Here is a 13,184-nt window from a genome sequence, read left to right on the forward strand (position 1 = left end):
AGGAGGGGTCACCACTTCGAAACGATTCGCATGTAACGCTGCGGAAAAGTTTTGAAAGCCTCCACATGACCGGTACCTTCGAACCAGACGATACGGGCATCGGGGCAGAGGCTGCGCAGCTTTTCTCCGTGCCATGTTCCAAGGAGAGCGTCATCCTTCTCGAAAAGATAGAGAATATTGCGCCCGCACATCTTTTCGCATCGGCGCCGATTGTCGACGAAATCGAAATCCTGCCCGAAAAGGGTTTTGGCGATACGTTCGACATAGCCGTAAAAGAAGGAGGGAAGTGCGGCGCGGCGCCAAAGCTCCTGCCTCGCAAGTCGTCCGAAGTCGATCCACGAGGCGTCGGCCACGACGCTCTTGAACCGCTCCGGCGCACACTCCAGCATCATCAAAGCCGTCGCGGCCCCCATCGAAAAGCCGTGGATGCGCCAAGAGTAGAGCCCGGATGCATCGATGCGATCGAGCCAACCGAGCATATCCCTATGCTCCTTCAATCCGAACGTCACGCGGTTTCCACCACTCTCACCATGGGCGCGCAGATCGACCATCATCACGTTCCATCCCGCTTCGTGGTATCGGCGTCCCAGGTCGAACACGCCACTGTGATAGCCGTTTCGGCTGCCCCCTTTGCCGTGTAGCAGAATAACAGCTTTCAAACTTTTCGCGGGGATCCACCACCCTTTGAGTAAAATGCCGTCATCGGTTTCGTAGGCGATATCTTCGTAATCCGTTCCCCACTCGCCCGGGTTTCCGACAATCGGTTCATGCGTTCCGAGTGTCTGTCTATGTACGACCCAGACAGGATAGAGAAGTGCAAAAAGCGCGACAGTAACAAGCAGAAACATCATTCGACGACCCGCACGATGGCGGGGCTCAGTTTGACCAGAATATCGTATGCGATCGTATCGAACTGCTTCGCGGCCCTGCGCGCATCATCGAAAAGCTGGACCGATTCGTCCTTACCTTCGACAGTGACGGCATCCATCGAAACGCGTCCGACGATCTTTCGGCCGTCGGGAAGGGTATAGGGACGGGAAGCGTCACCCCGGAACCATCCATCACCATAGCCGATATCGTATGTCGAAACGATACCCCCTTTTGACAAAACCCCCTCTCCTCCGTAGCCGATACGCTCCGAAGGGGCCAGCTCTCTCGTCGCGATGCGGTCGGCCCAGAGTGACATGACCGGTTTGAGCGGAGGTACATTGAAGGAGTTCGGCATTTCCAGGCAGCCGTAGGCGGCGATGCCGATGCGGGCGATCCCTTCATCGAAATTCGTCGTGCGGAAAAGCGCCGCGGAGTTGCAGCTATGCCATCGCACCTCCCCGATTCCCAACTTTTCCGCTTCGTTCCGAATCCTCTCGAAGCGTTTGCGCTGCCAGAAGAGTTCACTTCCCATCTCGTCGGCGCTCCGGTAGTGCGTCATCACACCGGAGAGCTTCAAACCCTTCGCCCCGAGGCTTTCGAGCACTTGAAAAAACTCCGTCGGCGATATACCGTTACGGTGCATTCCGGTGTCGACCTTCAACTCCACCCGGGTCCCGGTGGGAATTTTCTCCAGATGCGAACGATCGTTCACCGCAATCCGGATCTTCGCACCGGGGTCGCTGACCGGTGTGTCGGAAAGCACCAGGATCGTCTCGAACCTTTCGTGAATCTCCCACGCCTCCGCCATCGTCCGTACCACGGCATGCCGTATGCCGGCCTCCTGCGCCAGTTTCGCCATGATGCCGAGGCCATGGCCATAGGCGTTGTCTTTGAGTACCAGTGCGATCTTCTCGACCGATTGAGTTTTTCGGGCGATTTGGCTAATATTGTAAAAAAAATTTTCGCGAGAAATTTTGATTGTCGACATGGCGACGATTTTACCGCATAAAGGATTAAGGAATGGACGGACGCATCAAAAAGCTCCTATTTTTTTCAGCGCTCCCCTTTTTGACCGCATCGCTTCAGGCTGCGCAGTTTATGCCCGAGAAGGAGTCCCATCCCATCGTCGCAGGGATCAAAATCGCGGGGATGATTGCGACAGCCATCTTCGTCGGCGTCATGCTCTACAAAAGTATCCGCGTCGTAAAGGATGACGAAGATGACAGCGTGCACCTTCCCGACTGAGTGGCATCGGCAAGACGCCGTTTTGATGGCATTCCCTCACGCCGGAACCGACTGGGCGAAGGATTTGAAGGGCGCATTGACCCCATTCGTCCGCATCGCCAGCTCCATCGCCTACAACGAACCTCTCATCATCGTCTGCGACGATGCCGAAAAGACCAAACAGCTCTTTTGTGAAATCCGAAACATCACCTTCGTCGAACTCCCGACCAACGACACCTGGGCGAGAGACTTCGGCCCCATCACCGTCTATATCGACGGCAAACGGAAATTTCTCGACTTCACCTTCAACGCCTGGGGTGGGAAATTTGAAAGCGCTCTCGACAATGCCGTCACCAGAGAGCTCGTCGAAAAGGGCTACCTCTACGGCGACTACGAGAAAGTCGACTTCGTTCTCGAAGGCGGCTCGGTCGAAAGCGACGGCAAAGGAACGCTGCTGACGACATCCAGATGCCTTCTGAACCCGAACCGCAATCCCCACATGAACAAAGCGCAGATCGAAGACTTTTTGAAAGAGAAACTCTGCCTGAAGCGCATTCTTTGGCTCGATTACGGCGAACTCGAAGGGGACGACACCGACGCACATATCGATACGCTGGCACGTTTCGTCGACGAACGGACGATCGCCTACGTCGCCTGCAACGACCCGGAAGATTCCCATTACGAGGAGCTAAAAAAGATGGAGGAACAGCTGAAAAGCTTCCGCACACCCGACGGCGAACCCTACCGTCTCGTCCCGCTGCCGCTTCCCTCACCCAAATATAAAGAGGGGCGGCGCCTCCCCGCGACCTATGCCAACTTTCTCATTACCAACCATGCTGTTCTGCTGCCGGTTTACAATGACGAGAAAGACAAAGAGATTACGGAACTTTTCAAAGGGCTTTTCCCCATGCGGGAGATTATCCCGATAGACTGTTCGAAGCTTATAGAAGAGGGAGGGAGCCTCCACTGTGTCACGATGCAGATCCCTTCCTTTTTTGAAGAATAGAAGAATAGATTCTATACTATAGTTTTACTCTCATGTCGGGCCGTCGGTCCCTTCCGATGGAGGAGGGGTCCCGTCGGAACCGCCTTCGTCGGCAGCCGGCGCGGAACCATCGCTATCCTCGACCACGTTGACATACCCTACAGCGGTATGAAAATCGTTCTTCAGAAGATCCCAGCCCCCCGTCAACGCCACGCCGTCGAACAGATAACCGACACTTGCGTCGAGTCCGAACTTCTTGGCCGGTGCCCAGGGGTAATAGGTGGCGCCTCCGGCGGCGATCACCTTGTTCTTTTCGTTGTTCGAAAGCACTTTGACGGTAAAACCGATATCGCCTCCTTCTATATTGTACGCGACACCAAACATCGCGGCAGGCCCTGCATAGGCTGCCGTCACGGCGATTACCGATCCTGCGGCGATCATCCGCTTCAGACGGCGCCATCCATATAACTTTTTCATAGGGGAACCTTTCCCTTTATAAAGACGAATATGTCGTTTCATCTTTCTTTGGCCTAAGCCATCCGTATATGTACTGTTCCAACATATACAACAGGTATCCAACTTCATTATCACGCTTATCGCATAAATACTTACTTAATACATAGGTATAGTTTCGGATATAATTATCTTTATTAAACAAAATATTATTTTGTTTTTCTTCGCCGTCCGAACTTTGCTATACTTTGCAATTAAAACTCCGAACGTGGCTTCGGCTGAAAGGAGATGGATGAAAAGTGCGCTGATCCAGCAGCGATGGACCGGTACGAAAGAGACGATGCGACGCCGCTCATGCGATTTGATCGCTGAAGCGAGCGAAGATGGTGCCGAACTTGTTGTCCTTCAGGAGCTTCATCAGGGCCCCTACTTTTGCCAATATGAAAATACTGGTCTGTTCGACCTGGCGGAAGATTTCGAAAACGATCTTTCGTTTTGGAGTGAAGTAGCGAAAACCGACCGTGTCGTTCTCGTCACCTCGTTGTTCGAAAAACGTGCCCCGGGGCTCTACCACAATACGGCGGTCGTTTTTGAAAAAGATGGCTCCATCGCTGGAAAATATCGGAAAATGCATATCCCCGACGATCCGGGTTTCTACGAAAAGTTCTATTTCACTCCCGGTGATCTCGGATTCGAACCCATCGATACCTCCGTCGGACGCCTCGGTGTTCTGGTCTGCTGGGACCAGTGGTATCCCGAAGCCGCCAGGCTCATGGCACTCAAAGGTGCGGAACTCCTCATCTATCCCACAGCGATAGGTTGGTTCGACGAAGACCCCGAAGAGGAGAAAAAACGCCAGCTCGACGCATGGGTTACCGTTCAGCGCGGCCATGCCGTCGCCAACGGCCTGCCGCTCATCGCCGTCAACCGCACGGGATTGGAAAAAGACGAAAGCGGTGTACTGAAGGGGATCCGTTTCTGGGGTACAAGTTTCGTCTGTGGGCCACAGGGAGAGTTGCTGGCAACCGCGGCAACCGACAAGGAAGAGATACTCTACTGCGACATCGACCTGAAACGGTCGGAAGAGGTTCGGCGATGGTGGCCTTTCCTGCGTGATCGCCGCATCGACGCCTACGAAGGGCTGCTCAAACGCTTTATCGACTGAAGCGGTCGAAAAACCACATGAACGCGAACAGAAGCCCGGGCGTCTTGACGATCGTTTCATCGAACATGAAACGCCGGGCCTCGCTCAACGGCAGCTCGATCACTTCGATCTGCTCCATCTCGATGCCGCCTCCATCACCCCTCTTCATCGTTTCGTCCACTTCGGCAAAGTAGAGCGTCTGTTTCGATCCGGCAAAGCCGACCGATGTGTAAAATGCCGTCACCTTTTCGATCGATTCGAGCGGGACGTCGTAACCACACTCCTCCTCAATCTCCTCCTTTGCAATCTGCAGCAGCGAACTCTCTTTGTCGACGATTCCGGCACAGAGTTCATAGGTGTGGCCATCGCCATTTTGCAGATAGACCGCCGGTCTAAACTGCTTGACGAGAATGAAAGCATCTTTCGTTTTATGATAGATCAAAATCGCGACACTGTCATGGGCGCGAATCACCTCCCAGCACTTTTCGACCCCCTCTTGCGTGTAACGCACCAGTGCCGGTCTTACGAAATGTGACTCCTCCAACGGTTCGATACGGAAATTTTCGATCATCCGCCGACACTCGCATTTTCATCGATACAGTAGTCGGTTTTGGAAAGATCGTCCAGCCGTACCGGGCACGCTTTCGTTTCGACCGCTTTTTGCAGCTTCTCTTTCATGATCTTCGCATAATGCAGGAACTCTTTTCTCGTCTTGCCGTAAATCGTCTTTTTGGTCACTTTGATCACGCCCAACGGGTTGATTGGACGGCCGTTTTTGTAAAGACCGAAGTGCAGATGGGGTCCGGTACTCATACCGGTCGAGCCGATATAGCCGATCACTTGGCCCTTTTTGACATATTTGCCGCGCCGCATACCGCGACGAAACTTGTGCATATGGGCATAGAGTGTCATGAAGCCATCTCTGTGGCGGATCTTGATGACGTTGCCATAGCCACCGAGCCGCCCCGCAAAGATAATGCGTCCATCCGCCGCCGCATAGATCGGCGTTCCTGTCCTGCCGCCGAAATCGACTCCGAGGTGGGCACGGTAGCGATGCAAAACCGGATGCCAGCGCCTGAGCGTGAAACGGGAAGTGATTCGAACGTGGTTGACCGGCTTTCTAAAAAGAAACCCCTCGACTTCACGCCCTTTTTCGTCGTAATAACGCTCTTTGAAACGGAAAAGGTAGGTCGGCTTTTTACGCTTTTCGATCATCGCCGCTTCGATCGTCGGAAGCCCGTAAGGGTGCCCAAGCCGCAGTTTCTCCTTGTAGACCACCGCGACCATATCCCCTTTACGAAGCCGTGTGAAATCGAAACTGTTTTTGAACGCATCGACGAAAGCGTACGCCAGAAGCCTGTTGTTCGTGGCTTTGATGATATCCTGGTAGGGAGAGCGTTCGATCGGAAGAGCGAAGATATCGGTAATCTCTTCATATGCAACGGGGATCATTTCGAATCGGTAGCCGTCGCCGTCGCGTACAAGATGAATCTGAAGCTCTTCGTTGATTGGAATCAACACCTGCTCGATCGTCGAACCGTTGTCGTCGGTCATCGTATAGTAGGTGACGCCTGCACGGATCTCCTCGCAAAGCTCCTTGTCCTCTTTGTCGAGGTTCCAGTAGATCGACTGTGGCATGCCGTGATGCTCGAGGAAGTGCAGAAAGCTTTCCCCCTGCGGCCACGGCGCCTTCTGGACAATGGAAGCCTGCAGAAACGAGGCCAAAAAAAAGATAAGAAATAAAAATGTTCTCATTGAGATTGCAATCGCTTAATTCAAAATAGCTTGTATTTTACTCGAAAGCGCGTTAAAGAGGCTTTAAAAGTTGGTTTGAGTATAATCAACCCAACTTCTACAACCAAGGATTTCGATTCCATGATACGCCTTTTTCTCTCTTTTCTCCTCTTCGTTCTAACGCTCGGTGCCGCGGAGGGTCCACGTAGTGTGACGGCGACTCTGCAAAATGTCGACAAAGAATATGCCACGATCGACATCGGAAACCTTCCAATCGGTGCAAGCGGAATCGTCATCCACCGCTATAACGATAGCCATCGCGCTATCGTCGCATCGGCTGCGATCACCGCCAGTGACGCAAGCGGTACGAAGATCCATTTGCTCCCCTATCACGGTCTCGTGCAACCCAAGCTTCCGACGATCAAAACGAAACCGCAAAACGGCGATACGGTCATTCTCGGATATCTTTACGACCGTGTCCTGCCGATCGTCCCCAATCAAAAATCGTTGGAAAAAGCGAAAGCCGAATTTCCCCATTTGACACTCGTTCACCCCGACCTTTTCGCCGCCGAACTCTCCAAAGTCAAAGAGCCGCTACCCCGCAAGCGCCATTTTCGGCGCATGTGTGAAAAGATGCATCTGGGCCTGGTGATGTTCATGTTCCAAGACGGCACCGACTTCATCGATTGCATCAGCTGGAAAAAGGTTGGCCATGCCGATGTCGCATCGGTCGACGAAAAAGAGTTCAAAGCTCCTTTCTTCCACCGTTTCGAATCGATTCCGAGCGCCTTTTTCGACTGGAGCGACTACACGATGAACGATTTCGACAGATACTACAAAAAAGTGGAGAAGAAGTGATGATAGATGCCAAACATATCGAAGCGCTGAAAACTTTTGTCGGAAATGAAAACGTCTACCACGACAAAGCCCACATGATCGCCTACTCCTACGATGCGACCCGGGAGCGATACGAACCCGATGCCGTCGTCTTTCCACGCGACGAAGCGGATGTGAGTGCCATACTCAGATACTGCAACGAACACAGGATTTCCATCGTCCCGCGCGGTGCGGGAAGCGGCTTCACCGGCGGTGCACTTCCAGCCAAGGGCGGCATTGTCCTGGCACTCGAGAAACATATGAACAAGATTCTCGAAATCGACATGGACAACATGGTCGCCGTCGTACAGCCCGGCGTCATCAACATGGACCTGCAAAAAGCGGTCGAAGCGAAGGGGCTCTTCTATCCGCCCGATCCGGCGAGTCAGGAGTACTCTACGATCGGCGGCAACGTCAGCGAAAACGCAGGCGGTATGCGGGCGGCAAAATACGGAATCACCAAAGACTATGTCATGGCGATCCGTGCCGTACGTCCGGGCGGCGACATCATCCGCGCCGGTAAAAAGACGATCAAAGATGTCGCCGGCTACAACATCGCCGGCATCCTGATCGCCAGCGAAGGGACGCTCGCCGTCATCACCGAAATCACCCTCAAACTGATCGCCAAACCGAAGCTCAAAAAGACGGCGATGGGCATCTTCCCGAGCGTCGAACGGGCGATGGAGGCGGTCTACAAAACGATGGCCAGTGGCGTCACGCCGGTGGCGATGGAGTTTCTCGACAACCTGACGATCCGTGCCGTCGAAGAGAAGTTCCACAAAGGGCTTCCGACTGAAGCGGGGGCGATCCTCATCACCGATGTCGACGGCAATCTGCCCGAAGAGATCGACTACCAGATGGAGGTGATCGAACGGGTCTTTATGGAAAACGGCTGCATGGAGTTCAAAAAGGCACGCAACGAAGAGGAGTCGGCCGACCTCTGGTTCGCCCGCCGAAACGCCAGCCAGTCGATCACGATCTACGGCAGCAAAAAGATCAACGAAGATATCACGGTTCCACGTTCTGTACTGCCGGAACTTCTGCGCCGCATCGACGACGTTGCACTCAGATACAAGGTCAAAGTCCCCTGCTTCGGCCATACCGGTGACGGCAACGTCCACACCAACGTCATGGTCGACGGCAGCGATCCGAAGCAACTCGAAATCGGCCACAAGGCGATCGAAGAGATCTTCCGCATCACCGTCGAGCTGGGCGGCACCCTCAGCGGAGAACACGGCATCGGCCTCTCCAAAGCACCTTTCATGCATCTCGCCTTCACCGAAGAGGAGATGAACCTTTTTCGGGACATCAAACGTGCCTTCGATCCAAACAATATCCTCAACCCCGGTAAAATGGCGCTTTGACGATTCCAGGAGAGGATGCATCCTCTCCAACTATGCTAAAATAACCGCATGCGACATAAAACCGAACGACTCATCAAAACCATCTACTGCAACCTCAAACGCTTTTACGATCCCGATATTCCCTACTATGCCGCGAGTCTGAGCTTCTACACGATCTTCACCATCATTCCGCTCCTGCTCATCAGTTTTTCGATTATCGTCCGTCTTCCAAACTTCAGCGAACAGTACGAAAAGATCAAATCCTTTATCTTCTCCAACATCATGCCCGCCTCGCACGACACCGTTGCACAATACATCGATACCTTTTTGGCCAACACCTCGAAACTGGGTGTCATCGGTTTCATCTTCATCATGATCGCATCGATCCTCTTCTTTCAAAACTACGAATATATCGTTGGGAAAATTTTCAAATCGAAGCAAAAGGGGTTCTGGAACGCGCTGACGACCTACTGGACGCTCATTACTCTGGGCCCCATGGGGCTGGCGGCCTCGATCTACCTTTCGGTCAAAATTCAGCAGCTTCTGAACCAGTCGAGTTACACCAACAGCATCGATTTTCTTGCACTCTTTCCCTACCTCATCATCTGGATGCTCTTTTTCGTCACCTACAAAATCTCGACCACCGTCGTCATCAAGTTCAAAGCGGCACTCATCTCATCCTTTTTCGCGTCGCTCATCTGGTACATCGGCAAAAACCTTTTCATCTACTACACGGTTCACAACAAAACCTACGCCACCATCTACGGATCGTTCAGTACATTGCTCTTTTTTATGCTGTGGATCTATGTTTCATGGATCATTTTCCTCTACGGCCAAAAACTATGCTATCTGCTGAACCAGGTAAAAGAGCCATCCGAGCGAAAGCCCAAACTGCATATAGAGTGCGATACGCCACCGGACGGCGGCGAGCGCAACGGCGAGGAAGAGCGAAAGGAACCATAAAGGCGTCGTCACATCTGCGGATGCCCCCGCCTCCGGCCAGTGAAGCAGCGCCACGATCCACCTGTCCGTCACCCCTCCGATACCGAGCAGATGGAGCGCCATCCAAAGCGGATAGAAGAGCGTGAAAAGCATCGTCAGAAGCGGTGATGCGAACTGATAGAACGAAAAAGTCCCGAAAATCGCGTGAACCACCGGAAGCATCGAAAGATAGACCCAGAGATTCAACCCGATAAAAATGGCCCACTTGGGCCACGCCACCGTCCATTTCAAAAAGAGATAGATGAAAAAGACACCGCCGACGGAGAGCCAGAACCCGATGGAGAGCAGGAGCGCAGGGAAGAGCGCCGTCAGCATGACGACACAAACCCCCAGAAACGTGAACGACAGAAGTTCGATCCCCAACAGCAGCGCGATCCACCCCACCACGACCATGAAGTAAGCTCGAAGCAGCGACGGCGGCGATCCGGTCAGGAGAAGATAGCCGCCCAGAAAAAGCAGCGTTAACGCTCCGACGTCCAGAAGCCTGTGCCGCCACGGAAAAAGCCTCTGAAACGGCTTGTAGAGCTGCGAAAGCAGACTGTAGAGAATGAGCCAGAGCAGACCCATGTGAAATCCGCTCAATGCCAGCAGATGGTTGACACCAAGCAGTGTCACGCGCTCTCTCAAATCCTTCGGGACGGGAAGTGCGAGAAAGAGCGCACCGAAAAGCTCCCGCATCCATGCCGTTTCATGCTGCTTCGCGATCGTATCGCTCAGCCGCATCCTCAAAGCTTCGGCATGGTGGGTGCGCAAAAGGACGGAGGGGATGTAGGGTGTCGCGAGATAGTCGGGGAAGGTGACCCTTTTGGGAAAGAGAAGCACCGAAACGTTTTTCCCCTCCAGATTCTCCAACGCTTTTTTCGACGTGGTATAGAAGGTGAGCCCCTCCGACGTTTCGAGCTTCAAAACCTCGTAGGTTTTACCCGCCCTCTTTTTGGTGTACTGCATCAGTACGTCGGCATCGGTGAATATCTTTTTTTGAGAGACGAAGAGGGTGTAGTCGTGGTATCGCCATCCGAGCGAAACGGTGAACAGGAGGAGGGAGAGGAGAAGGAACACTCCCCACTCTCGGCGCCCCTCAATGAGTGCCGGTTTAGATAGGCGGAAGCTCAATTTTCGTTTCGGCGCCCGTGTCGATGTTGGACTGTTCGTAGACCACTTCGACAGGCACGCGTCCGGCATCGACGAAGCGTGTGAAACGCTTCTGGAACTTCAGCTCGACGATCCCGGTTGGACCGTTACGCTGCTTGCCGATGATGATCTCCGCATCTTCCTCCTCTTTTTCATGGAAGTTGGAGCGGTACTCTTTGCCTTCGGCACGCGCCTTCATCTCCTTCTCCTTCTCTTCACGAATGCGGTAGACATCGTCGCGGTAGACGAAAAGGATGATGTCGGCATCCTGCTCGATCGCCCCAGATTCCCGGAGGTCGGAGAGCATCGGCCGCTTGTCGGCGCGCGCTTCGAGAGAACGGTTGAGCTGCGAAAGCGCGACAATCGGGATCTGCAGCTCCCGTGCCAGCATCTTGAGGCCACGGGAGATTTCGCTCACCTCTTGATGGCGGTCTTTGTTGCTTCCGCTGCTCATCAACTGCAGGTAGTCGATGATCGCCACTTTGATCTCGGGATGGTGCGATTTGAGTTTTCGCAGTTTCGCCCGCACCTGATGGATGTTGAGCGTTCCTTCGTCGTCGACGAAAAGTTTCTGGCCGCTCAGCCAATCGACCGCTTCACTGAGCCTGGTCCACTCTTCGTCCCGAAGATTCCCCACACGAAGATCCTGCAAGGCGATGGAGGTTTTGGCCGAAAGCATCCGGAGCACCAGCTGTTCCGCCGGCATTTCGAGCGAGAAAAAGGCGACGCCATCCCCATTTTCGAGGGCTTTGAGAGCCATATTGAGCGTCAATGCCGTATTATGGGTCACGGTCATGTCTTCCAGCAGAAAAAGATGGTTGCCGTCCAAAACGAATCCGTAATAGTCGTCCACCCTGTCTGGTTCGATCCATATACCCGTATGGGAGACATCCCGGGCTGCCTTTCTCAGTCTCGCCTTTTTTCTGGGGATCTTCGTCGGAATCTCCTCCAGATCCCCCACGATTCTGACCCGATAGACTTCGCTTTCATACTCGATCGAACGGATCGTCGCTTTTTTGGGGATCAGCGAGGTTCGAAAGCCGAGGGTATCCGCCAGCAATTTGATATCCTCGGCCAGCGATCTGCTCTTTTGGGTGATCTCGATCACGTGAAACTTGTCATCATAATATCCGTCGCTGTCGACCAGGCCCGCGAGCAGCTGCAGCCGTATTTCGCGACTGTTGGCGATATAGTCGCGGGGAATCCTTTTGGCTTCGAGCATCCCCAGATCGCGAAGGGATTTTTGCAGTGAAAAGGCTCCGTTCGGATCGACCGAGCGGCCATTGGTGATCCCGTACATCGGGCACTTACCCTCGGCGGCGTAGAGATAGAGCGTTAGACCCAGTTTTGCGGCGTACGCCTCGAGAAACGCCACCACTTCGGGATCTTCCGTCGCAATCCGTACATCACTGCCACGCCCGTCTCCCAGCCAGATGCCTAGGAAATAGGGGTCGACCGGCACCTCTTTTTCGGCGAACTCCACGGCGACCTTGTACCCTTTGTAATTGCTCTTGAATTTGTCGCTTTTTTTCAGATACTCTTTGAGGGGAATGTTCAGAATTTCGCCATGTCTATGACCGTTTTCGTTTCGGCTTCGCTTGAGAGAGAGTATGTGGCTCTCGTTGACACGGTAGTCGATACCCCTGTTTTGACGCACCCAATACATCATTTCGCGTCCCCTCGCCAGCGAAAGGACGCGTCTTGGTGTCGAGTCGTCACCCATCAGAAGATCACCCACCTCGACATCTTCGACCTTTTTGAGCGAACCGTCGTACATCAGGACTTTCGTTCCTTTACCCAGGCATTTTCCCATCGCCGGCCGCGCCGCGACAATGACCAGATCCCCTTCGCCAAATCCAGACGTCATGCGGTTGAGATCGTTGAAGCCGGTATCGACGCCGATCAGCATCGAGTTACCCCGCTCTTTCATCTTTTTGATATGTTCGAGCGTACTGAGCGCCATCTCCTGGCTCTCACGGAAATCCTGTGTCGACGCTTCGGAAGTGATGGCGTAGAGTTTCGCCTCCACCGCATCCATCACGTCGTCCGCCGGCAGGTCCTCTTCGATCGTCAGTTTTTTGATCTCCGTAGCCAGCGTCACGAGTGCGCGTTTTTGCGCCTTGGCTTTGATCTCTTTGATATAGGCATGGGTATTGGAGAGCGGGTTGGCGCTTAGAATGTCCAGAAACGCCACTTCATCGAACTGATGCTTATGGCTCAGTTTTTCACGAAGAAACTCTTCGTCGATCGGCTGGTCGGCCCTAAAGAGTTCTTCCATTGCCATGAAAAGATGCTGGTGAAACGGATGGTAAAAATCTTCCGCTTTGAGCTGCGCCGCGATCTCTTCATACTGCACCGGATCGAAAACAATCGTACTCAAAACAGCACGCTCGATATTTAGGTTATAAAGATGTTCTTCCAC

The 13,184-nt window shown here is 53.5% G+C and carries 12 protein-coding genes and 1 pseudogene; 6 read left to right on the forward strand and 7 right to left on the reverse strand.

Features of this window, described 5'->3' with window-relative positions; genetic code table 11:
• Window positions 1-8: 8 nt before the first annotated feature.
• Window positions 9-851 (reverse strand): alpha/beta hydrolase, encoded by an 843-nt coding sequence (locus tag QUD54_RS04895; RefSeq protein WP_286337839.1) that lies wholly within the window; start codon window positions 849-851, stop codon window positions 9-11.
• Window positions 848-1,858 (reverse strand): alanine racemase, encoded by a 1,011-nt coding sequence (locus tag QUD54_RS04900; RefSeq protein ID WP_286337840.1) that lies wholly within the window; start codon window positions 1,856-1,858, stop codon window positions 848-850. The genes QUD54_RS04895 and QUD54_RS04900 overlap by 4 nt, the downstream gene beginning before the upstream one ends.
• Window positions 1,859-1,890: 32 nt before the next feature.
• Between QUD54_RS04900 and QUD54_RS04905 the strand changes: the two genes are divergently transcribed.
• On the forward strand, window positions 1,891-2,115 hold the full coding sequence (locus tag QUD54_RS04905) for a hypothetical protein (protein ID WP_286337841.1): 225 nt from the start codon (window positions 1,891-1,893) through the stop codon (window positions 2,113-2,115).
• Window positions 2,090-3,100, forward strand: a complete 1,011-nt coding sequence (locus QUD54_RS04910; RefSeq protein WP_286337842.1) for an agmatine deiminase family protein — start codon at window positions 2,090-2,092, stop codon at window positions 3,098-3,100. Before QUD54_RS04905 ends, QUD54_RS04910 begins: the two co-directional genes overlap by 26 nt.
• Before the next feature lie 30 nt (window positions 3,101-3,130).
• Here the strand turns inward: QUD54_RS04910 and QUD54_RS04915 are convergent, their stop codons facing one another.
• Entirely contained in the window at window positions 3,131-3,556 is a 426-nt protein-coding gene (locus QUD54_RS04915; protein ID WP_286337843.1) for a hypothetical protein, read from the reverse strand.
• A gap of 268 nt (window positions 3,557-3,824) precedes the next feature.
• Between QUD54_RS04915 and QUD54_RS04920 the strand changes: the two genes are divergently transcribed.
• Entirely contained in the window at window positions 3,825-4,697 is an 873-nt protein-coding gene (locus QUD54_RS04920; RefSeq protein WP_286337844.1) for a carbon-nitrogen hydrolase, read from the forward strand.
• On the opposite strand, the gene QUD54_RS04925 is transcribed toward QUD54_RS04920, so the two are convergent.
• Window positions 4,687-5,247 (reverse strand): NUDIX domain-containing protein, encoded by a 561-nt coding sequence (locus QUD54_RS04925; protein ID WP_286337845.1) that lies wholly within the window; start codon window positions 5,245-5,247, stop codon window positions 4,687-4,689. The two genes, QUD54_RS04920 and QUD54_RS04925, sit on opposite strands and share 11 nt — an antisense overlap.
• Window positions 5,244-6,431, reverse strand: a complete 1,188-nt coding sequence (locus tag QUD54_RS04930; RefSeq protein WP_286337846.1) for a peptidoglycan DD-metalloendopeptidase family protein — start codon at window positions 6,429-6,431, stop codon at window positions 5,244-5,246. The genes QUD54_RS04925 and QUD54_RS04930 overlap by 4 nt, the downstream gene beginning before the upstream one ends.
• A gap of 120 nt (window positions 6,432-6,551) precedes the next feature.
• Here QUD54_RS04930 and QUD54_RS04935 point away from each other — a divergent pair, with 120 nt between their 5' ends.
• Genes QUD54_RS04935 through QUD54_RS04945 form a run of 3 tightly spaced genes read left to right on the forward strand, consistent with a single transcriptional unit; the run spans window position 6,552 to window position 9,592 of the window.
• On the forward strand, window positions 6,552-7,268 hold the full coding sequence (locus QUD54_RS04935) for a plasminogen-binding N-terminal domain-containing protein (protein WP_286337847.1): 717 nt from the start codon (window positions 6,552-6,554) through the stop codon (window positions 7,266-7,268).
• Window positions 7,268-8,650: an FAD-linked oxidase C-terminal domain-containing protein gene (locus tag QUD54_RS04940; RefSeq protein ID WP_286337848.1), complete on the forward strand. Its 1,383-nt coding sequence runs from the start codon at window positions 7,268-7,270 to the stop codon at window positions 8,648-8,650. The genes QUD54_RS04935 and QUD54_RS04940 overlap by 1 nt, the downstream gene beginning before the upstream one ends.
• Before the next feature lie 48 nt (window positions 8,651-8,698).
• A complete protein-coding gene (locus QUD54_RS04945) occupies window positions 8,699-9,592 on the forward strand; it encodes a YihY/virulence factor BrkB family protein (protein WP_286337849.1) in 894 nt (297 codons plus the stop codon).
• Here the strand turns inward: QUD54_RS04945 and QUD54_RS12005 are convergent.
• Window positions 9,548-10,813: pseudogene (locus QUD54_RS12005) on the reverse strand (ComEC/Rec2 family competence protein); the annotation flags it as partial. The gene QUD54_RS04945 and the pseudogene QUD54_RS12005 overlap by 45 nt on opposite strands.
• Window positions 10,725-13,184, reverse strand: coding sequence for a replicative DNA helicase (dnaB, locus tag QUD54_RS04955; protein WP_320051891.1), 2,460 nt, complete (start codon window positions 13,182-13,184; stop codon window positions 10,725-10,727). The pseudogene QUD54_RS12005 and the gene dnaB, both read right to left, overlap by 89 nt.

Source organism: Hydrogenimonas cancrithermarum (assembly GCF_030296055.1).
Lineage (GTDB): Bacteria > Campylobacterota > Campylobacteria > Campylobacterales > Hydrogenimonadaceae > Hydrogenimonas > Hydrogenimonas cancrithermarum.